24 protein-coding genes and 2 pseudogenes are annotated in these 25,858 nt (G+C 69.2%); 11 read left to right on the top strand and 15 right to left on the bottom strand.

All coding sequences use genetic code 11. From position 1 onward, the window contains the following. Positions 1-219 precede the first annotated feature (219 nt). Positions 220-1,209 carry an alpha/beta hydrolase gene (locus Q7X29_RS29705; RefSeq protein ID WP_316576031.1) on the top strand — a complete coding sequence of 330 codons (990 nt, stop codon included), beginning with the start codon at positions 220-222 and terminating at the stop codon, positions 1,207-1,209. On the opposite strand, the gene Q7X29_RS29700 is transcribed toward Q7X29_RS29705, so the two are convergent. Further along, positions 1,163-1,918, bottom strand: a complete 756-nt coding sequence (locus tag Q7X29_RS29700) for a TetR/AcrR family transcriptional regulator (RefSeq protein ID WP_316576030.1) — start codon at positions 1,916-1,918, stop codon at positions 1,163-1,165. The genes Q7X29_RS29705 and Q7X29_RS29700 overlap by 47 nt on opposite strands. A gap of 118 nt (positions 1,919-2,036) precedes the next feature. On the opposite strand from Q7X29_RS29700, the gene Q7X29_RS29695 reads away from it, so the two are divergent. Then, positions 2,037-3,227 (top strand): DUF418 domain-containing protein, encoded by a 1,191-nt coding sequence (locus Q7X29_RS29695; protein WP_316576029.1) that lies wholly within the window; start codon positions 2,037-2,039, stop codon positions 3,225-3,227. Between the two features lie 263 nt (positions 3,228-3,490). On the opposite strand, the gene Q7X29_RS29690 is transcribed toward Q7X29_RS29695, so the two are convergent. Together Q7X29_RS29690 and Q7X29_RS29685 are read right to left on the bottom strand one after the other, a co-directional pair. Next, a complete protein-coding gene (locus Q7X29_RS29690; protein ID WP_316576028.1) occupies positions 3,491-4,429 on the bottom strand; it encodes a sigma-70 family RNA polymerase sigma factor in 939 nt (312 codons plus the stop codon). A 10-nt stretch (positions 4,430-4,439) separates the two neighbouring features. Continuing rightward, positions 4,440-5,630 carry an NAD(P)/FAD-dependent oxidoreductase gene (locus Q7X29_RS29685; protein ID WP_316576027.1) on the bottom strand — a complete coding sequence of 397 codons (1,191 nt, stop codon included), beginning with the start codon at positions 5,628-5,630 and terminating at the stop codon, positions 4,440-4,442. A 142-nt stretch (positions 5,631-5,772) separates the two neighbouring features. On the opposite strand from Q7X29_RS29685, the gene Q7X29_RS29680 reads away from it, so the two are divergent. Then, positions 5,773-7,824 carry a thioredoxin domain-containing protein gene (locus tag Q7X29_RS29680; protein WP_316576026.1) on the top strand — a complete coding sequence of 684 codons (2,052 nt, stop codon included), beginning with the start codon at positions 5,773-5,775 and terminating at the stop codon, positions 7,822-7,824. 9 nt (positions 7,825-7,833) lie between these two features. Here Q7X29_RS29680 and Q7X29_RS29675 read toward each other — a convergent pair whose 3' ends face one another. Together Q7X29_RS29675 and trhA are read right to left on the bottom strand one after the other, a co-directional pair. Next, the gene (locus tag Q7X29_RS29675; RefSeq protein WP_316576025.1) at positions 7,834-9,315 is read right to left on the bottom strand and encodes an adenylate/guanylate cyclase domain-containing protein; all 1,482 of its coding nucleotides are present in this window, start codon (positions 9,313-9,315) and stop codon (positions 7,834-7,836) included. A 115-nt stretch (positions 9,316-9,430) separates the two neighbouring features. Further along, a complete protein-coding gene (gene trhA / locus Q7X29_RS29670; RefSeq protein WP_218719583.1) occupies positions 9,431-10,099 on the bottom strand; it encodes a PAQR family membrane homeostasis protein TrhA in 669 nt (222 codons plus the stop codon). A gap of 169 nt (positions 10,100-10,268) precedes the next feature. Between trhA and Q7X29_RS29665 the strand changes: the two genes are divergently transcribed. The 3 genes from Q7X29_RS29665 to Q7X29_RS29655 all read left to right on the top strand — a co-directional run bounded on the left by Q7X29_RS29665 (position 10,269) and on the right by Q7X29_RS29655 (position 13,657). Continuing rightward, entirely contained in the window at positions 10,269-11,048 is a 780-nt protein-coding gene (locus Q7X29_RS29665; RefSeq protein ID WP_218719531.1) for an isoprenyl transferase, read from the top strand. 135 nt (positions 11,049-11,183) lie between these two features. Then, positions 11,184-12,311 carry a hypothetical protein gene (locus Q7X29_RS29660; protein WP_316576024.1) on the top strand — a complete coding sequence of 376 codons (1,128 nt, stop codon included), beginning with the start codon at positions 11,184-11,186 and terminating at the stop codon, positions 12,309-12,311. A gap of 278 nt (positions 12,312-12,589) precedes the next feature. After that, positions 12,590-13,657: a hypothetical protein gene (locus Q7X29_RS29655; RefSeq protein ID WP_316576023.1), complete on the top strand. Its 1,068-nt coding sequence runs from the start codon at positions 12,590-12,592 to the stop codon at positions 13,655-13,657. Here Q7X29_RS29655 and coaA read toward each other — a convergent pair whose 3' ends face one another. Further along, positions 13,658-14,590, bottom strand: coding sequence for a type I pantothenate kinase (gene coaA / locus Q7X29_RS29650; protein WP_218719534.1), 933 nt, complete (start codon positions 14,588-14,590; stop codon positions 13,658-13,660). It lies immediately after the preceding gene. Between the two features lie 200 nt (positions 14,591-14,790). Between coaA and Q7X29_RS29645 the strand changes: the two genes are divergently transcribed. Further along, positions 14,791-15,993 (top strand): DUF885 domain-containing protein, encoded by a 1,203-nt coding sequence (locus Q7X29_RS29645; protein ID WP_218719535.1) that lies wholly within the window; start codon positions 14,791-14,793, stop codon positions 15,991-15,993. Between the two features lies 1 nt (position 15,994). Here Q7X29_RS29645 and Q7X29_RS29640 read toward each other — a convergent pair whose 3' ends face one another. After that, positions 15,995-16,117, bottom strand: a complete 123-nt coding sequence (locus Q7X29_RS29640; RefSeq protein ID WP_255588081.1) for a hypothetical protein — start codon at positions 16,115-16,117, stop codon at positions 15,995-15,997. A 171-nt stretch (positions 16,118-16,288) separates the two neighbouring features. Here Q7X29_RS29640 and glyA point away from each other — a divergent pair, with 171 nt between their 5' ends. Next, positions 16,289-17,584: a serine hydroxymethyltransferase gene (gene glyA / locus Q7X29_RS29635; RefSeq protein ID WP_218719536.1), complete on the top strand. Its 1,296-nt coding sequence runs from the start codon at positions 16,289-16,291 to the stop codon at positions 17,582-17,584. A 66-nt stretch (positions 17,585-17,650) separates the two neighbouring features. Here the strand turns inward: glyA and Q7X29_RS29630 are convergent, their stop codons facing one another. The 5 genes and pseudogenes from Q7X29_RS29630 to Q7X29_RS29610 all read right to left on the bottom strand — a co-directional run. Next, a complete protein-coding gene (locus Q7X29_RS29630; protein WP_316576022.1) occupies positions 17,651-18,733 on the bottom strand; it encodes an RDD family protein in 1,083 nt (360 codons plus the stop codon). After that, positions 18,730-19,377, bottom strand: a complete 648-nt coding sequence (locus Q7X29_RS29625) for a hypothetical protein (RefSeq protein WP_316576021.1) — start codon at positions 19,375-19,377, stop codon at positions 18,730-18,732. Before Q7X29_RS29625 ends, Q7X29_RS29630 begins: the two co-directional genes overlap by 4 nt. Beyond that, on the bottom strand, positions 19,374-20,615 hold the full coding sequence (locus tag Q7X29_RS29620; RefSeq protein WP_218719539.1) for a hypothetical protein: 1,242 nt from the start codon (positions 20,613-20,615) through the stop codon (positions 19,374-19,376). The genes Q7X29_RS29625 and Q7X29_RS29620 overlap by 4 nt, the downstream gene beginning before the upstream one ends. After that, complete coding sequence (locus Q7X29_RS29615; RefSeq protein WP_218719540.1) at positions 20,612-20,947, bottom strand: hypothetical protein; 336 nt, start codon at positions 20,945-20,947, stop codon at positions 20,612-20,614. Before Q7X29_RS29615 ends, Q7X29_RS29620 begins: the two co-directional genes overlap by 4 nt. Before the next feature lie 88 nt (positions 20,948-21,035). Next, positions 21,036-21,212, bottom strand: a pseudogene (locus Q7X29_RS29610) (LLM class F420-dependent oxidoreductase); the annotation flags it as partial. Between Q7X29_RS29610 and Q7X29_RS29605 the strand changes: the two are divergent. Both Q7X29_RS29605 and Q7X29_RS29600 read left to right on the top strand, forming a co-directional pair. Further along, positions 21,213-21,617: pseudogene (locus Q7X29_RS29605) on the top strand (serine hydroxymethyltransferase); the annotation flags it as partial. A 335-nt stretch (positions 21,618-21,952) separates the two neighbouring features. After that, the gene (locus Q7X29_RS29600; protein WP_316576020.1) at positions 21,953-22,309 is read left to right on the top strand and encodes a hypothetical protein; all 357 of its coding nucleotides are present in this window, start codon (positions 21,953-21,955) and stop codon (positions 22,307-22,309) included. 622 nt (positions 22,310-22,931) lie between these two features. On the opposite strand, the gene Q7X29_RS29595 is transcribed toward Q7X29_RS29600, so the two are convergent. Further along, positions 22,932-23,213, bottom strand: a complete 282-nt coding sequence (locus Q7X29_RS29595; RefSeq protein ID WP_218719542.1) for a WhiB family transcriptional regulator — start codon at positions 23,211-23,213, stop codon at positions 22,932-22,934. Between the two features lie 169 nt (positions 23,214-23,382). Here Q7X29_RS29595 and Q7X29_RS29590 point away from each other — a divergent pair, with 169 nt between their 5' ends. Beyond that, entirely contained in the window at positions 23,383-24,072 is a 690-nt protein-coding gene (locus Q7X29_RS29590) for a sigma 54 modulation/S30EA ribosomal C-terminal domain-containing protein (protein ID WP_316576019.1), read from the top strand. Here the strand turns inward: Q7X29_RS29590 and Q7X29_RS29585 are convergent. Next, a complete protein-coding gene (locus tag Q7X29_RS29585) occupies positions 24,053-24,721 on the bottom strand; it encodes a response regulator transcription factor (RefSeq protein WP_316576018.1) in 669 nt (222 codons plus the stop codon). The two genes, Q7X29_RS29590 and Q7X29_RS29585, sit on opposite strands and share 20 nt — an antisense overlap. Then, on the bottom strand, positions 24,718-25,389 hold the full coding sequence (locus Q7X29_RS29580) for a sigma 54 modulation/S30EA ribosomal C-terminal domain-containing protein (RefSeq protein WP_316576017.1): 672 nt from the start codon (positions 25,387-25,389) through the stop codon (positions 24,718-24,720). Before Q7X29_RS29580 ends, Q7X29_RS29585 begins: the two co-directional genes overlap by 4 nt. Between the last annotated feature and the right edge of the window lie 469 nt (positions 25,390-25,858).

Raw genomic sequence — 25,858 nt, 5'->3', positions numbered from 1 at the left:
CGACCGTCGGTTGATCCGCTGGGCGGCGACATCGCTGATCGATCGTCGCGCCGCGAACGAGTGCGTCCGCCGGAGGCGACAGGTCCCGGTACACCTGGACGTGGCACGGGATCCGCGACGGGAATATTTGTCCAATACCTCGATCGGCCTACGGCCGATGCTGTGTGTCGTATCCGAAACCGCGTCATCGGTGACGCGGCGTGAGCGAGGAGGATCGACATGACCGCACGCGAACGAGCGCCCCGGGGCGTACGGCTATTGCACGCCTTACAGAAGGAGCCGGACTGGCCGTCGCTCACACCCGAGGAGCTGGTCGTCGTCCGGGATGCCGCCAACCGCAAGGCCTCCGCCCGTCTCGCCCGCGTGATCACCGGTTCTCCCGATCGTGGCGCCGCGATCGATTGGCGGGAAGTGGTCCTGCCCGATCGCGTGCTCCCGGTGCGGGTGTATCGGCCGGTGCGCGACGGTGCCACGCCCCTGCCGCTGATCGTGCACGTCCACGGTGGTGGATTCGTCGGCACCGCGACCCAATGCGACTGGGCCAACAGTCATCTCGCCGCCCGTCTGCCCGCGCTCGTCGTCTCGGTCGAGCATCGGCTGCTCGCGCCGGGCACTCCGCTGGCCGCGGCCGTCGACGACGGCTGGGATGTGTTGCGCCACGTGGTCGCGCACGCCGAGGACTGGGGCATCGATCCGGCGCGGGTCGCCGTGGCCGGGGAGAGCACCGGCGGCCTGATCGCCGCCATGGCCGCGATCCGGGCCGCGGCCACCGAATTCCCGCTCCGGGCGCAGATCCTGGTCAATCCGGCCGTCGACCTCACCGCTACGATGTTCGACTATCCCTCGATGACCGAGCACGCCGACAGCCCCATGCTGACCCGCCCACGCCTCGATCTGTTCCAGCGGCTGGCCGTTCCGCCGGGCTCGGATGCGCGCGCGGTCTCGCCGCTCTACGCCGAGCTGGCAGGGCTGGCCCCGGCACTCGTCCTGATCCCGACGGTCGATCCGGTCGCCGACCAAGGCCGCCGCTACGCCGAGCGGCTGCGCGAATCCGGGACCCCGGTGCGGCTCGCCGAACATCCCGGCGCGCCGCACGCCTTCCTCACCCTGCCCGGACTGGTTTCCCAGGCGAAGGCCGCGCGGGCCCAGATGGTCGAGTTCCTCACCGATCGTCTTGTGGCGCACCGATCTCCGCGGCAACGCCGTTGAGGATCAGTTCGAGACCGAAGACGAAGTCGCTGTCGGCGGGCTGGTCCGACGGCGACCGGAAGACCGGCGCGGCGAAGAGTCCGGCCGCCTCCGGGAATCGCTCCGCGTCGACGAGCCGGGCCAGCGCGGCGCCGTAGTTCTGGTTGACCTGGGACTCGCTCAGGCCGGATTCCGCTCTGCCGTCGGTCAATTGCTGGGTGAGCAGGCTCGCCTGCCGGACGTGCATGCTCACCAGCATCACGACGCCCACCTTGGTCGCCCAGTCGAGCCGGGTCGCCGCGAGGGGGCGCAGCGCGGCATCCATCCAGCTGATCGCGTGGGGTCCGCGCGGCGGCCCGGCGATCGGCAGCTGCGGCACCCACGGGTGCGCGGCGTAGGCCGCGAGCAGGGCGTGGGCCCAGCGGCGGAGTCCCTCGCGCCACTGGGCCGGGGTCGTCCACGTCGGCGCGGGACCGAGCGCGAAGTCGGCCATCAGCTCGAACAGCTCGTCCTTCGAGCCGACGTGGCGGTAGAGCGCCATCTTCGTAAAGCCCAGGGCCGCCGCGACTTTGGTCAGCGTCACCTCGTCCAGGCCGCCCCGGTCGGCCAGGTCCACCGCGGTGCGCACGACCGTGTCGACATCGAGTTCGGCCGGTCGTCCGAGCCGGGCCGGGGTGGGTAGTCGCCAGAGCCTGGCCAGGTCGGCGGGGATCGCCTCGTCGGCCGTCACGGCAACTACCTCCTCGGAGTTCGGCGGCGTCGGCTCGGCCGCTGCGGGAATACTATCGCCATAGTTAGTCTCCCTGAGATACTATCTCCTAGACACTATCTACGAGACGGGCAATCTCATGACCGATCAACTGGTCGCTCCCGGGTCCCGGGTGCACGATGTGGACGCCCTGCGCGGCTTCGCGCTGCTGGGGATCTTCGTCGTCAACATCACCTTCATGGCCTCGGGGTATCCGGGCAATCTGGTCGTCGACCCGCAGTTCACCTCGCGTCTCGACGAGGTCGTGCGCGGCGTGTCGTCGGTGTTCGTCGACATGAAGTTCTATGTGCTGTTCTCCTTCCTGTTCGGCTACTCCTTCACCTTGCAGATGGAATCGGCGGCCGCGGCCGGGGCCGCCTTCGAGCCGCGCATGCTGCGCCGGATCGCGGGGTTGTTCCTGCTCGGCGTGCTGCACATCGTGTTCCTGTACGGCGGGGATGTGCTGACGACCTACGCGGTGGCCGGTCTGGTCCTGTTCTGGATGCGGGGGTGCGCGGACCGCACCGCGCTGCGGGTGGCCGCCGCGCTGTACGGCGTCGTGCTGGTGGGCCTCGTGTCGAGCGGGCTGTTCCTCGACGCGTCGGCCGTGCTGCCGTCGGCGGAGCAGGCGCGTGCCGCCGCCGAGCAGTCGACCGCGGCGATGCTGGGTGGCTGGGGCGAGATCATCGGCCGGCACCTCGACGGCCTGTGGCTGCTGATCCTGCAAGCGCTCACTCTGCAGGGGCCGACCGCGCTCGCGATGTTCCTGCTCGGCCTGGTCGCGGGTCGGCGGAAGGTGCTCGCGCGGGTGCGTGGCGACGAACCGATCCTGCGGCGCGTCCAGTGGATCGGCTTTCCGGTGGGTGTGGCCGGTGGTCTGGCGTACACCTTCGGCGGCGGCAATGGGCATACGGTGGCCGTCGCCGTCAGCGTGGCCACCGCGCCGCTGCTCGCCGCCGCGTATGTCGCGACGCTGCTGCGTCTGATGCACAGTCCGCGCACCGCGTGGATCCGCTCGGCGCTGGCGCCGGCGGGACGGATTGCCCTGACCAATTACCTCGGCCAGTCCGCGATCGGGCTGGTCCTGTTCACCGGGGTCGGGTTCGGCCTGGCCGGGCGCTTGTCTCCGCTCGAGACGATGACGCTGGCCGCGGTGATCTTCGCGGTGCAGCTGTGGGTGAGCGCGCTGTGGCTGCGCTGGTATCGATACGGGCCCGCCGAGTGGCTGCTGCGCTGGGTGACCATCGGGCGCAGGCCGGCCTGGCGAGCGCCGCTGTCCCCGGTCGGCTGAGGTTCGCGAGGAGATCCTTGCCGCCCGACGGCTCCCGTGGCACCGCTGCCCGCTGCCCGCCCGCCTCGGCCGCGCGGCCGTCGCCACCATCGCCGGCGGCCTCCTGCTCCGCGGGTCCCTGGGTCCGGTCTACTCGGGGTCGCTCGCCGAGCGCACCCTGTTCACCCGATGGGACCTGGCGGTGTACTCCCCGTTCCGCCTGACCGTCGGCGCCATCGCGGCCTATGTCGCGATCGCTGGGGAAGTGTGAGACCTGTTCGTGTTCACCAGGATTCGATCAAGGGGGCGTCGTGCGGGCGCTGTCGCCATCGCTCGGTGAGTCGACCGAGCCGGGCCTGGGCGGAGACACTGCCGACGCCGGCGATCTTGCCGTCCCGGATCTCCAGGATCGCCACCCCGAGAACGCGATCGTCGAGCGTGAACAGCATGGCCGGGCACCTGTTGACGACGGCCGCATGGATCGACGGCGAGCCGCCGACGAGTTCGTGCTTGGCGGGCGTCGGCGTGAAGCCGATCCGCACCGCGGCGGCGAGCCGGGCCGGGGTCGAGTACCGGATCAGCGTGCCGGCCAGGCCGAGCGCGCCGTCGGAGACGCCGGTCGCGTCGTCGGTCAGCAGGGCCACCAGGCGCTCGGTCCGGCCCGACGTCGCGGCCGCGACGAACGCCTCGACGATCCGCCGTGCGGCCGCCTGGTCGGTGCCGGTCTCGTTGCCCGCGGCGGCGATTCGGCGCCGGGCCCGGTGGGCATGCTGCTGACTCGCGGACTCGGTGATGCCGAGAATCCCGGCGATCTCGGCATGACTGTGGGAAAAGGCTTCGCGCAGTACGTAGACGGCCCGTTCGACCGGCGAGAGCCGCTCCATCAGCAGCAGCACCGCCAGCGTCACGGATTCGCGTTGTACGGCGGTCTCGGCCGGACCCAGCATGGGATCGCCGTCGAGCAGCGGCTCGGGCAGCCACGCGCCGACCGCGCGTTCGTGGCGTACCCGGGCCGAGCGGAGGCGATCGATCGCCAGGTTGGTGACGATCTTGGTCAACCACGCCTCCGGCACGTCGACGTACTCCCGGTCGGCGTCCTGCCACCGCAGGAACGCGTCCTGCACCGTGTCCTCGGCGTCGGCGGCCGAACCCAGGAGGCGGTACGCCAACGAGGCCAGCCGGTTCCGGCTGGCCTCGAAGTGCTCCACGGCGACGAGGTCCATGCGCACGACCCTAGGCGGGGACCACCCGGGGCGAGACCGCGCGGTCGGTGGCCAAGCGGTATCGGTGATTCGGCCTACCGAAGGTCGGGCGGCTGATCGCCCAGGCGCTGGTCGCCACGATCGCCGCCTTGACCCGCGCCGCCGGTCGCCCGCGCAGGGCACCGGACTTGGCGCGTGCCCGGCCGTCGACCAGCTGGAAGATGCCGTCCTCGCGCCCGAGACTGACATGGTTGCCGACATAGGACAGCTTGGTCGCCTTGATCTTGCGCCCGGTCAGGTCACCGATGATCGCCGCCGCCGCCTGCGCGCCGGTGAATCCCGCCGACGCGCACGACATCGGCAGGGGCAGCCCGTTCTCGCCGAGGACGAAGACGCTGTCGCCGGCCACGTACACCTCCGGGTGCGAGATCGACCGCATCTGCCGGTCGACCGTGATCCGGCCGTCGGGCTCGACCGCCAGCGCACTGGCGGCGGCGATCGGCCCGACGGCGAACCCGGCGGCCCACACGGTCGCGTCGGCGGCGAGCACGGTTCCGTCGACGGCGACGGCTCCGTGCTGTTCGACCCGCGCTATCTCGGTGTGCTCGTGGACCGTGATGCCGAACCGGTCGAAGGCGCGCCGGAGGTGCTCGTGCGCTTTCGGCCCCAGCCAGCCGCCCAGCTCACCGCTGGTGGCCAGACCGACGCGGAGCCCCGGACGGGCTTCGGCGATCTCGGTGGCCGTCTCGATCGCGGTCAGATTGCCGCCGACCACCAGGACCTGCCCGTCCTCGGTCAGTTCGTCCAAGCGGGCCCGCAGGCGCAGTGCGGACTGCCGGGCGGCTACGTGGAAGGCATGTTCGGCGACGCCGGGAACCCCGTGCTCGGCGGCGGTGCTGCCGAGCGTGTAGAGCAGGGTGTCGTAGCCGAGGCGGTCGGTACCCACGTCGTCGGTGATCGTCACCGTCCGGCGGTCCACGTCGACGCCGGTCACCCGGGCCACGCGGAGCTCGATGCCGGTGCCGGCGAAGATCTCGGTCAACGGCCGGTGCGGAAGATCGTGCCCGGCGGCGAGCTGATGCAGACGCAGCCGCTCGACGAAATCGGGTGCGGCATTGACGACGGTGATCTCGACGTCGGCGGTGTGCAGCTGACGGGCCAGATACCCGGCGGTGAAGGCCCCGGCGTAACCGGCTCCGAGGACGACGATGCGGTGCTTCATGATTGGCTCCCTGTCTGCTTCGTGTGCTCCTTGAACGAGACAGCTCCGGATTTCCTGACAGGGTCCACCAGTGGCATGGGTCACTCTCCGGGAAACGGGGCAGCACTAGGCTGAGGTCTCACCGATCTGGAAGGCTGGCACTGTGAACCGGTTGGGTAGCGCGACTTCGCCGTATCTGCGTCAGCATGCCGACAATCCGGTGCATTGGCGGGAGTGGGATGCCGATGCGCTCGCGGAAGCGGCCGAGCGGGATGTGCCGATCCTGCTGTCGATCGGCTACGCGTCGTGTCACTGGTGCCATGTGATGGCGCACGAGTCGTTCGAGGACGCGGCCACGGCCGAGCAGATGAACGCCGACTTCGTGTGCGTGAAGGTGGATCGGGAGGAACGGCCCGACCTGGACGCGGTGTACATGAACGCGACCGTCGCCATGACCGGGCAGGGCGGGTGGCCGATGACCTGCTTCCTCACCCCTGACGGCGCGCCGTTCTACTGCGGCACCTACTACCCGAAACAGCCGCGCGGCGGGATGCCGTCGTTCACCCAGCTGCTCAGCGCCATCACCGACACCTGGCGCAACCGGCGCGAGGACGTGGACAAGGCGGCCGAGCAGGTCACCGACGCGCTGCGGGCGCAGGCGACCGGGCTGCCCGACGCCGAATTCGCCGTCGTACCGGAACTTCTCGACAAGGCGGTGCTGGCGATCGCCGCCGACGAGGACCGCGAGCACGGCGGTTTCGGTGGGGCGCCGAAGTTTCCACCGTCGGCGCTGCTGGAAGGTCTGCTGCGGCACTGGGAGCGCACCGGTGATCAGGCCGTGTTCGACCTGGTCGAGCGCACCGCCGAGGCGATGGCCCGCGGCGGCATCTACGACCAGTTGCGCGGTGGCTTCTCCCGCTACTCGGTCGACGCGGGCTGGCTCATCCCGCACTTCGAGAAGATGCTCTACGACAACGCCCTGCTGCTGCGCGCCTACGCTCATCTCGCCCGCCGCGTGCCCCCGACGCCGCTGGAGTCGTTGCCGCACCGCGTGACTCGCGAGACGGTCGAATTCCTGCTCGCCGATCTCGGCACCGCGGACGGCGCGTTCGCCTCGGCGCTCGACGCCGACACCCACCTGGAACCGGGCGGCCCCGGGGTCGAGGGCGCCACCTATGTGTGGACGCCCTCGGAACTGATCGGCGACCTCGGCCCGCTCGACGGCGTCTGGGCGGCAGAGGCTTTCGGCGTCAGCACGGGCGGTAATTTCGAACAGGGCACCTCGGTGCTCACCCGCCGCAGCGATCCCGTCGACGCCGAACAGTCGGCCCGCTTCGACCGCCTGCGCACCCGGCTGCTGGAACTGCGCGCCCAGCGTCCGCAGCCCGCCCGCGACGACAAGGTGGTCACCGCCTGGAACGGCATGGTGATCACCGCGCTCGCCGAAGCCGGTGCGGCACTGGAGGAACCGTCGTGGGTGGCGGCCGCGGTCCGCTGCGCGCGCTTCCTGCTCGATATCCACCTGGTCGACGGCAGGCTGCGCCGCGCCTCGCTCGACGGCGTCGCGGGCACCCCGCCCGGCGTCCTCGAGGACTACGCCTGGCTCACCACCGGCCTGCTCGCCCTCTACCAGGCCACCGGCGAGCCCGACTGGCTCGCCGCCGCACAGGTGTTGCTGGACAGCGCGATCGACCACTTCGCCGATCCGGAACGCCCCGGCAGCTGGTTCGACACCGCCGACGACGCCGAGACCCTCGTCGCCCGTCCGCGCGACCCGGTCGACGGCGCCACCCCGGCGGGTTCCTCGGCCCTCGCCGAAGCCCTGCTGACCGCCTCCGCCGTCGCCGAGACCGAGCGCGCCGTCCGCTACCGCGAGCTCGCCGAGCACACCCTCGCCCGCGGCGCGGTCCTGCTCGCCCGCGCCCCGCGCACCGCCGGTCACTGGCTCTCGGTCGCCGAAGCCGCGCTGCGTGGCCCCCTTCAGGTGGCGATCACCGCCACCGAGAAGTCCTCCGCCGCCACCGAACTCCTCGCGGCCGCGCGCACCTCGGCTCCCGGTGGCGCGATCGTGCTCGCCGGCCCGCCCGACTCCGCGCCGCTGCTGGCCGACCGCCCGCTGGTCGACGACGCTCCCGCCGCCTACGTCTGCCGCGGCTCGGTCTGCGACCTCCCGGTCACCGACCCGACCGCGCTGACCGCCGCCCTGCGCGGCTGACGCCTCGGGCTACCGTCCCGGCTTGATATCGGTCCAGGTGCGGGTGCGGCCGGGGATGCCGCGCAGGCGCAGGTCCTTGTAGCGCTTCCAGCGGGCGCGCTCGGTGGCGGTCGCGGCCTGCAGGACCGCGTCGCTGACCAGGACGCGGCGGTCGACGGTCTTGGCCATGGTGGTGAGCCGGGCGGCCTCGTTGACCGCGTCGCCGATGACGGTGAACTCGAGGCGGGTGTCGGCGCCGACGTCACCGGCGAAGACCTGGCCGCGGGCGACGCCGATGCCGACATCGAGTTCGCCGGTAGCCACGACCTCGTCGCGGATGCGGCGGGCGGCGCGCAGGGCGGGCGTGGCGTTGTCGTCGAGGGCGGAGGGGGCGCCGAAGATGCACAGGGCGGCGTCGCCGGCGAATTTGTTGACCAGGCCGCCGTTGTCCTCGGTGGCGGCCACCACGGTCGCGAGCAGCCGGTTGAGCTTGTGCACGAACTGTTCCGGCGCCATCTCGGCCGACAGCTGCACCGATCCGGTGACATCGACGAACAGCGCCGACACGATCCGCACGTCGCCGGTCAGGCCGGAACCGCCCGACAGCGCGCGTTCGGCGACGGTCGAGCCGACGTGCCTGCCGAAGATGTCCTCGGTGTGCTGCTGGTCCTGCAGGGTCGCGGCCAGCTCGTTGACGGAGTGTTCCAGCCTGCCGATCTCGCTGGCGCTGCCGACGGGCACCCGGACGTCGAGTTCGCCCCGGGTGATCCGGTCCAGCGCCCGGTACATCGTGCGCATCGGGGTGGCGACCGAGCGGGCGAGCAGCGCGGTGGCGAGTGCACCGACGGCGAGGGCGACCAGCGTGAAGATCCAGGCGGCGCGCACCCGGTCCTCGGCCGGGGTGGCCGGGTCGTTGAGCACCGTGATGATGATCAGGCCGGGCAGCGCGCTCGACACCGCCCAGGTGACCAGCACCCGCACGAGCACGGTCGAGCTCGGATGCACGGTGGGTCCGAGCACCGCGGTGATGATGGGGACGGCGGGCCGGATCAGCCGGTCCAGGATCAAGTACGTCGCGCCCGCCGATTCCAGGGCGCCCAGCGCGAATCCGGCGATCACGACCGCTTTGTTGTCGTAGTCGGTGAACCGGTCGACCAGCCAGACCGTCAGCGCGATGCCCGGGATCCACAGCACGACCGCGCGCACCGTGATCGCCGCGGGCAGCGCGATCAGGCGCCGCGCCTCCTCCGGGGTCGGCTTACGGCCGTCGTCGAGCCAGCGCAGATAGCGGCGCCGGTCGTAGATGGCCATCGCGATGCCGACACCGACGGCGAAGGTGGGATAGATGGCCAGCAGCGAGGCCGCTTCCTGCCAGTTCGGCCCGACCCGGCTGAAGACGCCGTCGGCCCAGGCGATGAGGAAGATGGCCGCGAGGCCGACGATATTGGCGGTGATGACGACCAGCGCCAGGCCCCAGTAGCTGCGCAGCGCCCAGCGGACCAGCCGGTTCATCGCGCACGCCCGGGTCCGGCGCGCCGAAACGCCCGGCTATCACGAGCTGCGCTGACGGGTGACACGAATATCGAGCATAGAAGGCTCCGCCGCGCCCACCGCGCGCACGCGCCGTTCAGCCCAGCACGACCAGCCAGATCGCAACGTAATGACACAGCGCCGCGACCACGGTGGCGGCGTGGAAGAACTCGTGATGCCCGAAGTGCGTCGGCCACGGGTTCGGCCACTTCGTCGCGTAGAGGATCGCGCCGACGCTGTAGATCACCCCGCCCACGGCCAGCAGGACCAGCGGCAAGACACCCACATTGTGCAGCAGTTCGGGCGCCACCGGCACGATCGCCCACCCCAGCAGCAGGTACAGCGGTACCCCGACCCAGCGCGGCGCCGTCGGCCACAACAGCTTCAGCGCCACCCCGGCGAGCGCGCCCGCCCACACGACGGCCAGCAAGGTCAGCCCGGTCGACCCGGGCAGCCCGAGCAGCGCGAACGGCGTGTAGCTCCCGGCGATGAACAGGAAGATCATCGAGTGATCGGCCCGCTTCATCCGCACCCGCGCCCGCACGCTGCGCCAGGTCACCCGGTGATAGACCGCGCTGATCCCGAACAGCGCGCACACCGAGACCCCGTAGAGCAGCGTCGACCAGCCCGCGGTCGGCGACTCCCGGAACCCGAACACCACGAGCACCGTCACCGCGACAGCGGCGACCCCCACCGCCCACGTGTGAATCCACCCCCGCAGCAGCGGTTTGCCGAGCACGACCGGCTCCTCGACTCCAGCCCGCACAGCCTCCACGCATCCTCCAAGGTCCAAACCTACGGTACCGTAAGTTATCGTCCACAGTACGTCAGAACCCACCCCAACCACCACAAACGTGCCCACCCCCACAGCGATCCACGTCCCCCTCGCGACCGGCGAAATACCCGCAGAGGCGGTCCAGGCGTAGGGTGCGGGCGTGGAGTTTCTCGGTCGGGTGCGTGGTCTGCCGTACCGCATCTACGAAGCCAGGCTGTCCAAGCAGCTGGCCGACAAGCAGCATCCTCGCCATGTCGCCGTGATGTGTGACGGCAATCGCCGCTGGGCGCGCGAGAACGGGTTCACCGATGTCAGCCACGGTCATCGGGTCGGCGCGCTGAAGATCGCCGAGCTGGTCGGCTGGTGCTCGGACGAGGGCATCGAGATGGTGACCGTCTATCTGCTGTCGACGGAGAATCTGCGCCGGGATCCGGACGAGCTGGAGACGCTGTTCGAGGTCATCACCGATGTGGTGGAGGAGTTGTCGGCGCCGGAGCAGAACTGGAGCGTGCGGATCGTCGGCTCGCTGGCGGGGTTCCCCGAGCTGATCGCGAAGCGGCTGCGGGTGGCGGCCGAGCGCACGAGCGGTCGCGACGGTGTGCACGTGAATGTGGCGGTCGGGTACGGCGGGCGCCAGGAGATCACCGACGCGGTGCGTTCGCTGGTGCGCCAGGAGATCGCCGCCGGCGAGTCGGGTGAGGACCTCGTGCAGTCGATCACGGTCGACGCGATCGGGCAGCATCTCTACACCTCGGGTCAGCCGGATCCGGACCTGGTCATCAGAACCTCGGGTGAGCAGCGGCTTTCGGGATTCCTGCTGTGGCAGAGCGCCTATTCGGAGATCTGGTTCACCGAGGCGTATTGGCCGGAGTTCCGCCGGGTCGACTTCTTGCGCGCGCTGCGTGATTACGCCGCGCGGCACCGTCGCTTCGGCGTGTGAGGTCCTCGCGCTCGCGCACCACGACCAGCGGATCGACGCGGTCCGGGAGTTGTAGGAGAGTCGCCCCGATCCCCGGCGCGCGCGGGCTACGCTGCTGCGCGAGACCAGGCCCGACGACACGTGCAGGGGTGAGCTGTGGGAGTTGTGACCAAGCCGGGATCGAGTCGGCGCGCGCGGATCGCGGCGCTCGGCGCGGTGGCCAGTGCCGTGCTGCTCGTCGCGGGCTGCGGCGCCGACCGGACGGCACCGCCCCGGATCACGCCCGAGGACCAGCCACAGGCGTCGGGCGCGGTGTTCGCCTATCGCACCGAGGCCGAGCTGGCGGTGGTGCGCGGGGCCGACACCTTCCGCGCGCCGGGCAGCTTCGGCTATTCGTCGGCCGCGGTGAACTTCACCAGGAACGGCGAGTTCGCGTTCGCGGTGGAGTCGGGGTCGAAGACGCTGGTGACGGTCCGGGCCGCCGACGGGGCGGTGTCGCGGGTCGAGTGCGACTGCACCGACGCTGTCGCGGTGCGCGGCTCGGTGCTGGCGTGGTGGCGGGAACCGGGGCAGATCATGACCATGGACCTGTCCGGCACCGCGCCCCCGGCACCGGAACAGGATGTGACACTGCCGGATTCGCCGAGTCCGCTCTCGGGCGGCTCGTGGGACGGGGCCAGGCTGGTCGCGGCGACCGACGAGTTCCTGCTGTTGGCCCGGGTCGAGTCGCGCGGCCTGTGGTGGGAGAAGAGCCACCTCTACGCGATCGGCACCGAGGCGATCCTGCCGCTGGGTCGCGTGCCCGGTCTCGACGCCAACCTGTCGGCCGCCGCCGGACCCGACGGCCATACCTTCGTGCTGGCGGGCACGACCGCACGCAGCGCGTCCTGCGGCACCGGCCACGTGGCGACCATCGACGCCCGCTCCAACGCCGTGCAGGCGCTGCCCGCGCTGCCGGGCGAGTGCTCGTCGGCCTACAGCCCGCGCTGGGGCGGCGACGGCACGATCACCGTCGCCACCAGGAAGTGGGCCGACCTGGCCGGCGCGCCGAGCGCCGTCGACCGGTTGCAGTCGGCGGCCCAGGGCTGGGCGCCGGTCGGCGAGCAGCCGGTGGTCGACATGCTGCCGCGCGCGCAGGAATCGGTGATCCAGGTCGTCGCGGGTGATCCGACGGCGGCACGCGACACCCCACGCGGGGTGCTCGTCGTCGAAAAGGGCGGCACGCGTACCGAACTCGCCACCCAGGTGGTATCGCTGGGCGCGCCTGCCGCGACCCGAAGGTAGATCGGCCCCACGATCCGCCGCTGGCTCGACCGATCCGGGTGGCTCCGCGCCGTCACGGCCTCGGCCGTGGTGATCGACCGCGACCCCGGCGGGCGGTTCCGCCGCGCTGCCGGGTAGTGCTGGAGCGCGACGGCGATCGCTTACCAGGCACGAGTCCCGGCTTCGGAAGCCGATCGAACCACTGCGGCGTCGGGTCCGTATACCCGCGCGCCGGGCACAGTGCCCGGCCGATCGGCGCTGCACGGTGGCGCCGAGGCGGGGGAGCGCCGGAGGTAGTGATGCGGATCAGTGGGTTACGGATGGTCGTCGCCGCGGCGGCGGTCGCGGTCCTCGGGGCGGGATGCGCGCCCGCCACGCCGCAGGGGCCGCAGATCGTGACGGCGGCACCGCAATCGGCGCCGCTGTTCGCGGTGCGCACGACAACCGGGATGGGGATCGCCGATGCCTCGGGGATGCGCGGCGACCGGGTCGGCGACTATCGCGATATCGGTTTCAGCCAGGACAATTCGCTGGCCTACGCGGTCGACGGGGCCGGTGTGGTGAGCGCGCTGGAGGTCGCCGAGCTGCTGGTCGCCTCGGGCCGCATCGACTGCCGGTGCGCCCGGGTGTTCCCGCTGCACGACGCGGTGGTCGGCTGGTGGCGCGACGGCGCGATCATGCAGGCCGACCTGCGCACCCCCGATCCCACTGTGCTGCGGTCGATCTCGCTGCCCACGCCGCGTGATCCGCTGGGGGAGGGCGCCGCCCTCACCGGCACCGAGCTGATCGCCCTGGACCGCGACCGCGCCGTGCTCACCCGGATCGAATCCGTCCCCGGCGCGAACTGGGGCATCAATCACCTCTATGTCGTCGACCTGAATTCCGGTGCGGTGCGGCAGTTCGGCCGCATCGCCGAGGTGAACACGCCGTTCCGGCAGGCGGCGATCGCGCCCGGCGGACGCTCGGTCGTCGTGGCGGGCTACAGCCGCGACAATGTCGCCTGCGGTACCGCCTCGGTGCACCGGCTCGATCTCGCCACCGGGACAGTGGATTCCGTGGGCCCGCCGTTCCCGTCGTGCAGCTCGATCGCCGACATCCGCGGCGACGGCACGGATGTCGTGCTGACCCACCTGGTCTGGAACCGCGACGAACCGCAGCAGCTCGGGTCCTCGACGGTGTGGCGCTACCGCGACGGCTGGACCCAGGCCGGCGCCGACCCGGCCCTGCGCGTCCTCACCGATCCGCTCGCCGTCGAGCTGCGCCACACCGGCGCGGCGGCGCCGTTCGGCACCATCGCCGGGGACCTGACCGTCGACGGGAAGACGGTGCTGCGCGAGGTGATCGAGGTGCGGGCGACGCACCGCTGATCAGAGCTTGCGCAGCCGCAACCGGTTGATGGTGTGGTCGGCGTCCTTGCGCAGCACCAGGGTCGCGCGCGGGCGGGTCGGCAGGATGTTCTCCACCAGGTTGGGCCGGTTGGTGGAGTTCCAGATGTCGCGCGCGGCCGCGGTGGCCTGCTCGTCGCTGAACCCGGCGTAGTGGTGGAAGTGCGCGTCGGGGTCGGCGAAGCCGGTCTCGCGCAGCGCGAGAAAGCGCTGCACGTACCAGTTCTCGATGTCCTCGATCCTGGCGTCGACGTAGATGGAGAAGTCGAACAGGTCCGACACCATCAGCCGCGGACCGGTCTGCAGCACGTTGAGGCCCTCGACGATGAGGATGTCGGGCTGGCGCACACAGTGCTTCTCGTCGGGCACGATGTCGTAGGACTTGTGCGAATAGACCGGCGCGCACACCTCTTCGGCGCCGGACTTCACCTCGGTGACGAACCGCAGCAGCTTGCGCCGGTCGTAGCTCTCGGGGAAACCCTTGCGGTGCATGATGCCGCGGCGGGTGAGTTCGGCGGTGGGGTAGAGGAAACCGTCGGTGGTCACCAGGTCGACCCGGGGATGGTGGTCCCAGCGGGCCAGCAGCGCCTGCAGCACACGCGCGGTGGTCGACTTGCCGACCGCGACACTGCCCGCGACGCCGATCACGAACGGCACCTGCTTGTCGGGATGCTTCTCCCCGAGGAAGGTCGCGGTGGCGGCGAACAGCCGCTGGCGGGCCGCGACCTGCAGGTGGATGAGACGGGCGAGCGGCAGGTAGACCTCGGCGACTTCCTCGAGATCGATCTGCTCGCCGAGACCACGTAGGCCGGTCAGTTCCTCCTCGGTCAGGACCAGGGGAGTCGACTTGCGCAGGGTGCGCCACTGCTTCCGGTCGAACTCCACATACGGGCTCGGCTCGCTCATCCGTGCCACCTACCCGACGCTCCGTCCGGGCGCACACGCACAGCTGGGCTGCCCGTCCAGTGAGATCCGGGATAACTCTGACCGCATGCCGCGATTGTGCTCCGTCCCGGCCGTCGGCGCGCAACAGGGGGTTTGGCTACCCGTCGGTAACGAGCGACAACACCGAGGTAGGACCCGCTTTTCCGAATTACCCCGTAAGGTCGGACGGCATGGGGTCACATCCACTCGTCACTGAATACCTGCGGCTCGGACTGGCTTTCGACCGGCTCGAAGAAGGCTTCGTCGACGCCTACACCGGCGACCCGCAGCTGCGTCGCGACATCGAGAACGCGCCGGTCCCCGACCCGGCGGAGCTGGTGAAGCGGGCCGTCGACCTGCGCGCCGGCCTGGCCGATGCGGGGCTGTCGGCACGGCGCACCGAATTCCTCGACGCCCACCTGGTCGCGATGGAGTGCTCGGCGCGCAAGTTCGCCGGGGAGGAGATCGGGTTCGTCGACGAGGTCCGCGCCTACTTCGATGTCGACATCGCGCCCGGCGACCCCGACGACTACCGCGAGGCACACCGCCGGATGGACGAGGTGCTCGGCGGGGAGGGCCCGCTGGCCGAGCGCGCCGCCGCCTACCGGCGCGGCGACGAGATCCCGCCGGACAAGCTCGCGGTCTGCGTCGAGGCGTTCTCCAGCGCGCTGCGCGAGCGGGTCCGCGAGCGCTACCCGCTGCCCGACCACGAGACCGTCACCTACGAGGTGGTCGGTGACAAGCCGTGGTCCGGATTCAACTACTACCTGGGCAACTTCCACTCCAAGGTCGCGATCAACTCCGACCTCAAGCAGCACATGGCGCACCTGCCCGCGCTCATCGCGCACGAGGCCTACCCGGGCCATCACACCGAACACTGCCGCAAGGAAGCCGGGCTGGTCGCCGCGGGCGAGGACGAACAGACGCTGTTCCTGGTCAACACCCCGCAGTGCCTGATGGCCGAGGGCCTGGCCGACCTGGCGCTGCAGTCGATCATCGGGCCGGGCTGGGGACTGTGGGCCCAGGAGATCTACGCCGACCTGGGGCTGCGCTTCGACGGTGAACGGGCCGAGCGCTTCTCGACCGCGTCGGCGAAACTGCTGAGCGTGCGCCAGGACGCGGCGCTGCTGCTGCACGATCAGCGGCGCGGCGAGGACGAGGTCGCGGCCTTCCTGCAGCGGTGGAGCCTGGCCACGCCGGAGCGGGCGCGCCAATCGCTGCGGTTCCTGTCCTCGCCGCTGTGGCGGGCCTACATCAGCACCTACGTGGAGGGCTACCGCCTGCTCGGCGGCTGGCTCGACGGCGCGGTCGACGCGCAGGATCGGGTCGAGCGGTTCGGCCGTCTGCTCGACGAGCCGCTCACCCCGGGCGCGATCCGGCGGATGCCGGTGTGAACTACAGGATGACGGCGCAGCCGCCCGGGTTGAACAGCGAGCAGATCAGGTAACTCACCTGGAGCAGCAGCGCTTCGATCGGGTTGGACGGTGCGATGGCCGGTGTCACGGGGAGGAGGTCCACGACTGTGTCATCGGTCACCGGCGGGGCGGCTGTTACGGCCGCCGGTGCTGCTCGATGGGGGTCGTCGGCGCGGCCGCAGGGCTGTGAGCTGCGTCTCCCGGGTGGCGGCCCCGTCGGTGTTGCGCTATCCCCGTGCTCGGGCGTCCGCGCCCGGCCCATAGACTGAGGGTCGTGACGCAGACGACCGCTTCGGTGAATACCCAGTCTCTCGGTGAGCTCGATCCCGAGTTGGCCGCCGCGATGGCGGGCGAGCTCGCCCGCGAACGCGACACCCTCGAGATGATCGCCTCGGAGAACTTCGTGCCGCGTGCGGTCCTGCAGGCGCAGGGTTCCGTGCTCACCAACAAGTACGCCGAGGGCTACCCGGGCCGCCGCTACTACGGCGGCTGCGAGGCCGTCGACGTGGTGGAGACCCTGGCGCGCGACCGCGCCAAGGAGCTCTTCGGCGCCGAGTTCGCCAACGTGCAGCCCCACTCCGGCGCGCAGGCCAACGCCGCGGTGCTGATGGCGCTGATGAACCCGGGCGAGACCCTGCTGGGCCTGGACCTGGCCCACGGCGGTCACCTCACCCACGGCATGCGCCTGAACTTCTCGGGCAAGCTCTACGACGTCCACTCCTACGGTGTGTCGAAGGAAGACCACCGCATCGACATGGACGAGGTGCGCGACATCGCCAAGGCGTCCAAGCCGAAGGTGATCGTGGCCGGCTGGTCGGCCTACCCGCGCCACCAGGACTTCGCCAAGTTCCGGGAGATCGCCGACGAGGTCGGCGCCTACCTGTGGGTCGACATGGCGCACTTCGCCGGTCTGGTCGCCGCCGGTCTGCACCCCTCGCCGGTCCCGTACGCCGACGTGGTGTCCTCCACCGTGCACAAGACCCTCGGCGGCCCCCGCTCCGGCCTGATCCTGGCCAAGCAGGAATTCGCCAAGAAGCTGAACTCGGCGGTCTTCCCGGGTCAGCAGGGCGGCCCGCTGATGCACGTGATCGCCGCCAAGGCCGCCGCCTTCAAGATCGCCGCGACCGAGGAGTTCAAGGACCGCCAGGTGCGCACCCTGTCCGGTTCCCGGATCCTCGCCGAGCGTCTGACCGGCGCCGACGTCAAGGACAAGGGCGTGTCCGTCCTCACCGGCGGCACCGACGTGCACCTGGTCCTGGTCGACCTGCGCAACTCCGAGCTCGACGGCCAGCAGGCCGAGGATCTCCTGCACGAGGTCGGCATCACGGTCAACCGCAACGCCGTCCCGTTCGACCCGCGCCCGCCGATGGTTACCTCCGGCCTGCGTATCGGCACCGCCGCGCTGGCCACCCGTGGCTTCGGCGACGCCGAGTTCACCGAGGTCGCCGACATCATCGCCGCCGCTCTCGCCGGCACCTCCGACACCGACTCGCTGCGTGCCCGCGTCGCCAAGCTGGCCCAGAGCGTCCCGCTCTACCAGGGCCTGGAGGACTGGCGCCTGCTCGGCTGAGCCGATTCCTGACCGAGGGCCCTCGCCTGCTGAGTCATTCAGCCGGCGAGGGCTTTTCGTCGTTTTTCAGGCAGCCTGCCTGATCACCCGGCGGGCATCGGTGCGGCGCACCGCCGGGAGCAGGTAGCGCTCGGGGCGCTCCGGGACGGAGCTGTCTCCCAGGACCAGCAGCGGCATGATCACCCCGATCAGCCAGGCCGCGAGCAGTCGGCGCGCACGGGGAGCGCGGCCCGTGTCGCGGTCGATGATGACCAGCCCGAACACGGCTTTGCCGAGCGTCGTCCTCGTCACGGCTTGGAAGACGACCCGGTCGACGAACGAGGCGAGCAGGAAGCATCCGATCATCGTCCACCACTTGATCTGGGGACTGTTCCACTCCTGGTGTGTCACGGCATGACGCGTCGCCTCGTCGGTGAAGAACACGACACCGACACCGATCGCCAGATGCAGGGCGACGTCGAGCGGGTAGGCCAACGTTCGACGAAGCTTGCGCGGTGAGGGGAACGCGGGATCGTCCCATCCACCGTGCTTGCCGGGAGGTTCGGAGGTTGTCGCCGGAGAAGCGCTGCGCGGCTGCGGAATCGGAGCCGATGGCTCGCTCTTGACGAACAGCGAGGTGCCGAAGCGCGGCGGCGTGTAGAAGAGCGAACGGTAGGCCAGCTGTGTGCGGGCGCCGCCCGGTTTCGCGATGAGGCCTGCCTTGTTCGGCACCCCGGCGAACCACACCAGTTCGTCGTCGCCGCTGAACGTGCGCGATGTCCACTTGCGCAGCACCAGGGTGCCGGCGATGGTTCCCCGGTCGTCTATCAGATGGACCCATTCCTGGATGCCGGTTCGCAGCGTCTCGATGCGCCACACCTGCCAGCGATGCCGCGCCGACAACCATCGCCGAAACGCGGTTCGGGTCATGACGATTCCCGTCACGGTGAGTGGCAAGAACGCGAAGAAGCACAGCAGCGCCATCCGGTCGGCGTCCTGCGCCGTCCGTCCTGTCTCCGTCTGCGACACCTCGACGAAGTGGACGAACGCCACCGCGCACGCCAAGCCGAGCCCGAGCACGACCAGCGCGCGCACAGTCGTCCAGAGAAGCGTCCACAAGGTGCGCGGTGTGCTCCAGGCCCGCGCCGTCCGGACGTCGGTTCCGTTCACAGCGCGAGCGTGAATTGTGGATGGACAACGGTGTCGAAGGTGATCGAGCCGGCCAGCAGCACCATCATCGCCCCGAAATCGGACCCGTACGCCACATCGGCGGTCGACAGCACGGCGACGGCGATCCGGGCGCCGTCGTCGGCGACGACGATCGCCTCGATCTGATGGACGGCGCGACCGGGAGACTCCGCCCGCGATGAATCGTCGACGACGGCATAGGTTGTCGTCGATTCGATGAACAGGACAGTGCGCCCGCCGAGTTCGACCGGCTCGATGTGTGCGTCGCGGCCGTCGGTCGCCTTCTCCGCGGCCAGCTCGGCGATGGTCACCCGGGGGTTCTGGGCGCGACCGCGATCCAGCAGCGAGATGGTCAGCCACGAGGTCACCGGTGTGCCGTCCGCGGCGGCGTGCTGACCGATCGCGCAGTAACAGGCGTTGTTGGCGCGCAGGACGGTCAGCAGGTCGGCGATGGCCGTCGCCACTTCGGGAAAGACGTCGGCGACCTCGGTCGGCAGGAACTCGACGATGCTCTCGGCCGACTCGACCGCTTCATGAATCGTGTCCAGCGGTAATTCGTAGTAGCCGCGCGGCAGGACGACCGACAGCGAGGTGGTCGACCCGCCAGGCATGGTGTGGGCTGTCAATCTCCAACTCCCTGGGACAGATCGATCGACTTGTACGAGGCGCCGGTCATCCGCTGCAGCACCGCCAGCGCGGTCGCCGGACTCTCCTGCATGAAGTGCTTGCCTTCGGCTCCGGTGAGCTGCAGCAGCGAATGCACACCGGTCGTCGCGCCGGAGGAGGTGAGCTTGTCCGACACGCCGAAGACGTTCTTGTCGGTGAAGACGCGGGCGACGAGACCCGGATCATTCGCCGCTTCCCCCCAGGTCTGCGCCATCATCCCGAATCTGCCGAGATCATCGGCGCCGCCCCCCATCAGGCCCACCTTGCCCGCCTTGAACACCCCCGAGGCGCCGGGCACCACGCTCAGCAGGTCACCGCCGACGGTCGCGGCGGCGCCGAGCCTCTCGGTCCAGCTGCCGTTGACCAGGTCGTCGCGCAGTTCGTCGTTGGTGGCGGTCAGGGCCAGCGCCCCCGCGCCCGCGGCCAACGAGATGCCCAATGCGATCGCGCTGATCGGCGGCGGGGTGACCAGCGCCAGGATGCCGCCGATCGCGGAGGTGGTGGACAGCACCTCGTGAATCGCGTCGCGGTTCTCATCGATCCAATCGGTGAGACTGTCCCACCAGCTCTTGTCCGGTTCGCTGGGTGCGAAGTTCGCGGCGGACTCCAGTTCGCTCGCCGTGGTGGTGGCCTTGGCGTTGTGCGCGATCTCCAGATCTTTCGCGCGAGCGATGATCGCGTCGATCGCGGCCTGACAGTTGTCGACCGCGGTCGACGCCGAGGTCACCTGGGCGTTGGCGGCGTTGAGCCGGGACTGGGCGTCGGCCAGCTCGGACGCGTCGGAGAAGGTCTTGTTGGCCAGGCCGAGGTCGGGATTGGCCTTGGCCTGCTGGAGCGCGGTGACCGCTTGGGCGTGGTTGGCCCTGGCGGTGGCGGCTTCGGTCTCCAGACCTTTCGCGGTGTCCTGGAAGGCCACGAGATCGGTGTGCCAGGCCGCGATCGCGGTGTTGGCCTGCTGCAGCGAGGATTGGGCGAGTCCGAGGTCCTGGGCGAGCGTGGCGTCGAAGCCGGCGCGGAAGGCATCGCCCGCCTCGCCTTTCCACACCTCGTCGTTGCTGTTGCGAATGCTGGTGAGCAGCGTGTTGGTCTCGGTGACGGCGTCGGCAGCGGTCTTGACCTTCGTGCCGAGGGCGGCGACTTCGGTGGCGTCCCCCGGGGTGGGGTTGAAACCGAGATTCGGGTAGGGGTTGTCGGTCAATTCGGGGTCCCCGGAGTGACCGCCTGTGGATCGGTCTGCGCGCCCGCCTGGGCGAGTGCCTGCGCGACCGCGGTATCGAGCTGCTGGTAGGCGGTGTGGCACTGCGCGATTCCGTCGGCGGTGACGGTCGCGGACTCGCAGATCCGTTCGATGCCGTACTTCCACTTGCTCTGGAAGTTGTCGGCGGCGTCGTTCAGCTTGGCGGTTCCGATGTCGGAATTCCCGTCCTTGGACAGCGCGTTCATGGCGTCGGTGAGCACCTGCTCCGTGCCGCGCAGCAACTGGACGGTCTTGCCCAGGACATCGATGTCCACCTGGAGAATCCCGGTCATCTACCCTCCCCGTTTCCTCGTTCTGTTGATTGGACGCACGAAGCGACGATTCGGTTCCATCGCGTTGCGGCGACGGACCGACGGGTCACGTGATCCAGGGAGTCAACATAGCGGGAACCCGCGGTACCGGGATTCGCTCGGTCGCGGTGGCCAGCGCGCCGAGCGCCGTGTAGGCCTCCAGCATCGGCTCGTCCGGGGCGCCGATGCCGGGTAGCTGGTAGAAGTGGTCCATCACGAACGCGGCGTCGAAGCCGGCCGCTTCCGCTCCCGGATCCTCGCCGAGCGTCTGACCGGCGCCGACGTCAAGGACAAGGGCGTGTCCGTCCTCACCGGCGGCACCGACGTGCACCTGGTCCTGGTCGACCTGCGCAACTCCGAGCTCGACGGCCAGCAGGCCGAGGATCTCCTGCACGAGGTCGGCATCACGGTCAACCGCAACGCCGTCCCGTTCGACCCGCGCCCGCCGATGGTTACCTCCGGCCTGCGTATCGGCACCGCCGCGCTGGCCACCCGTGGCTTCGGCGACGCCGAGTTCACCGAGGTCGCCGACATCATCGCCGCCGCTCTCGCCGGCACCTCCGACACCGACTCGCTGCGCGCCCGCGTCGCCAAGCTGGCCCAGAGCGTCCCGCTCTACCAGGGCCTGGAGGACTGGCGCCTGCTCGGCTGAGCACCCACCCGCATCGAAGCCTCCTCGGTGAGCGAGCCACTCGCCCACCGAGGGCGCTTTTCGCGTGCTGGTCAGGCCGCGTGCTGGCCGGATCACGATGGAGACCGTCGGCTGGACGCGCCGGAGCTCGGCACGAACGTCCTGGCTCTCAGTGACATGAGCACCGGCCGGAGCGACCTCGGCGATCAGCTACTGCCGGGTCTTTCGTCCTGAGCGGCCCGGCGACTGTCCCCGTGTGACCGATGAATATGTTCGCGGCTGCGAACGTATTGATAGTTTTCGCTCGGCGCTGTAGACGCCACCGAATTGTCGCCGAATCCGGTCACACGGCCTGGATGGCTATTCATGGAAAGGGTGGTCGCATGGTTATTGCGCGAATGTTGAGGAATTCTGTTGCGATTCTGATCGGTGGGGGAATTTTGCTGTCGGGTGCGGGACCAGCGCTTGCTGCAGCCGACGTCGGCGCATTCGGATCGTCGGAACTCGTGGATGCGGGAACGGGTTCGGCCCGCTCCGGAATATCACTTGGTGCGCAGATCGTGAGCTCGGGCAGTGCGGCGGCATCAGACGCTTCGAAGTTGTTGTCACAGCTTGTCGAGAGCGGGGGCGCCGTGGTGTCCGGCGGTAGTTCTGTTGCAGGTTCGATGCTCGAATTACTGGCTTCTTGGGTCGATCTGATCGGCCACCGGTAATCAGGTCCGAAGAAATGACAATTGTCCCTACTTGCCCGGCGAGTGTCCCGTCCGGGCAGGCGGTCCTTTTTTCGGCGCTGAATTGTAGTTAGCGTTCGGCATGTTCATCCGGATATCACACCGGATGTTCGCAAGGCGGCATCGGGGGCTGCTCAGGCGGCCAGGAAACGTGTGTCGTGAAATCCGGTACATCGCAGAGGAGTGGACCATGAAAAGGAAGCGCGTCGGTTGGGTAGCGGTCGCCCTCGCTGTCGGAATGGGTGTTCCCGCGGTGGGTGCCTCGGTGGCGTATGCCGATTCCGGGTCGGGAGGTCCGGCAGCGGCGGAATTGGCCGAAGCGGGTAGTTCGGTCGGTGGCGAGATCTTGGGCACCGGCAGCGGGATCGCGTCGGAGGGGGTGGGCATGCTGCTTCCCGCTGTGGGACTGGGCAGCTCATCCGCGAAGGCGCTGGCAGGACTGCTCAGTTCCGGGAGTACGCGAGCGGACGAGCCGCCCGCGAGTGCGTCGCCGGGGCAAGGGTAGTGAGCGGGACTTGCTGACTCGTTGAGCGTGGGGTGGCGTCGGTCCGATGCGCGGTCGGACCGGCGTCGCGCTGCTGCCCGAGCACGGGCCTGGCGGTGGTCAGCTCGGTGGTCCGCTGTCGTCGGTGCCCGCGATCTGTCTGAGCGCTTCGATTGCGGCCGGTCGCGGATCGGCGCCGTAACCGATCAGGACGCCCGCGTAGATGCCGCATTTTATCTTCTCGTCGAGGACGAATCGCGCGCACTCCTTGATGACTGGGCAGTGCAGGCACACTCCCCGTGTCCGCGCGATGGTGAGCTTTCTTGTCTGCAGGGAAGGGAAGAACATCTCGGGGGGCACGGATCGGCAGTTGGCCTTCTTGATCCACTCATTTCTTGCCATCAAGATTCCATTCTGTTGTGCATCGAAGTCATGTTGATCGAATCATTTGTAATACCAGAGGGGCAGGGGTGGATGTCCCGGAAAAGCTACTTACCTCGAGGGTGATGTTGTGCGAGTGCGTCGAATCAGAGAAGACCCTATCGACATCGAGTGGTGTCGATATACAGACATGCGGATCGTCGTCGCTGCGAAAGCTGCCGCAGTGGATCTTTGTACACATTTGGAAAATGTCGAGCGAGTGCGTATTCGGTTCACCGGCCGAGCCCGGAACGAGACGCTGGCCGAGGCGACGGTTCAATGCGGTGTTCGCGTGCTCCGGGTGCAGCTGGTGGCGGCAACGGACTCGGTCGTCCAGATACTCGTCGGACGTCTCGAGCGGAAGCTTGTCAGCGCTGCGGACGGGATTCCTTCGTGGTGGTCTGGTTCGATAGATCCGCGCCTGAGCTGTGCCAGCGACACGAAGCCGATTGTGCGCCGCAAACTGGTTCGCCTGCGCCGATGCGCGCCGTGCGATGCCGCGTGTGATCTCGAAGCGAGTGACTACAGCGCCCGCCTCTTCACCGACTCGGATACGGGCGAGGACGCCGTTGTCTTCCGTCCGGGCAGCCGGTCTGCGGACCCCTCGGCGCTGGTTCTGCAGCGTCGGCGAGCACGACGGCAACCGGTGGATGACCCCGCGCCTTACCTTTTCGTTGTAGCCGCCCCCGCGAGCGTGATGACGGAGGCGGCGGCAATGCGTGAGCTGTGTGAGAAAGGTCTGGCGTCGCTGTTCTTCATCGACGATTGCTGGTCGCGCGGGCGCCTGCTCTACCGCCGGTATGATCAGCGGCTGGGATTGGTCATACCGACCTCCGGATGAGCGGGAAGTCCTCGGCTCCGAGGCCGAGTGCATGGGCGACCACGGCAGCTTGGGTACGGTTACGCAGGTCCAGCCGGGTAAGCAATCCGGAGACCGCGTTGCGGATCGTCTTCTCGCTGAGGAAGAGCCGAGCCGCGATCTGCCGGTTGGTCAATCCGGCTCCGAGCATGGCCAGCAGTTGTCGTTGCCGCTCGGTCAACCTGACCGTCTCGATGTCACGATGGCGGCGGACCTCGCTGATCACGGTTTCGCTGAGCCGGTCATCGAGCAGCGCGCAGGGCGAACCGAGTCGTTCGACGAGTGCGGTCAACTCGGCCATCGTTGCCGACTTGCACAGTACCGCGGTGCGCCCTCTGGACACTGCAGACACCATCGTTCGGTGGCTGGGGTTCTCGGTGAAGATCAGGCAACCGATGTTCGGTGGCAGCGCCGCCAGCGCTGCTGCCGTGCTGACCACTTCGCCGCGCAAAGACTGCGGATCGATCACGACAACGTCCGGCTGGACCCGGTTGATCAGCTCTAGCGCCGCGCTCATGGAACTCGCGACACCCGCGAGCGTAAGATTCGCCGACTGTACGCAGAGGCTGCGGAGCCCTTGCTGCGCGATCGCCCAACCGTCCACCACGACAACTGTGGTCGTCGATGTCATGGGCGATCGTGTGGTTCTAGAACGGCCAGGTACCCGTCGAATCGCCGGTACAGCAGCCGTCCGCGTGCCGTCCGGGGATCGGCGAAGAACAGGAAGGGCAGGCCGTTGCGGCACAGTCGTTCTGCGGCGACGGATTCCGGAACAGCCTCGGCAGCGCTGTTGTCGACAGCGATTCGATACGTATCGGTGCAGGGCAAGCAGGCCCGGGTCCGACGGATCAACCCGACCTGCTGAGCGCCTGTTCGATACACCACGGCGCTGTCGCCGGTGTCCGCGTCGCGGAAGAGGAACGTGGCGAAGTCCATCCGGTACATGACCTCACTGGCCGCGGCCGGGTCCAAAGTCAGCAGCTGGACTGCCTTTCGTCGGACGACAGGCTGCGGCGGTGTAGCTGTGTGCAGAACGCTGTTCTCCGGATAAGGAAGGTACCGGGCGGCTCGACCGGTGCGTACACCGTCGACATGACGGCTGAATCGCTCGACCGCCGCCGACGCTGGTCCCATGATTTGCACTCGGCACGGCCGACCGTTGATATCCGCGTTGACCTGGTAAAGGACGCCTCGAAGGTGGCGCCGAGAGATGCGCACACACCCGGTGGACGATGCGGATGCCGCCCGTAGCGCTCGGCTGACACCGGCGATCGTGTGCATCATGTCCGCGGCCGGCACTGCCCCGTGCGTGCGAACCACCAAACCCGGCCATGTCTCCCGTGCTGGCGCATCTCGCCACACCATGTCAGACCCACTGTGTCCGCAGCGGGACGTGGGTGCGCTGCGTCCATGGGCGAGCGGGGTGCGCCGTGCGGGTACCGTTGGCGGCGCCGATGTGCGGCGAAGAATTTGTTGCTTTCTGCGGTTCGGAACTCGCGCAAATCTCGAATGTCATATTCAGGACCTTTGATCTCGGGTATCAATTCATCTCCGGCGCATCCGAATCTATTCGGATTCGTCGATTCGAAAAAAGGGCCGGACGTCCTGGTCGGCGTTGTGATGACGGACTCCTCGCCCGGCTTCCAGCTATCGCGGTGAAACCCACCCACGCATTTCAGCTGGGCTCGCCCAGCTGTGAGACCATGGTGGCCAGCCGCGGCGCAACTGTGGGCTGAGTCACGACCGATGAATTCGTGCGAGGATCTCA

The sequence above is a fragment of the Nocardia canadensis genome, from assembly GCF_032656385.1.
Taxonomy (GTDB): Bacteria; Actinomycetota; Actinomycetes; order Mycobacteriales; family Mycobacteriaceae; genus Nocardia; species Nocardia canadensis.
The sequence above is the reverse complement of the archived record's forward strand: the minus strand, read 5'-3'. Positions and strand labels throughout refer to the sequence as shown.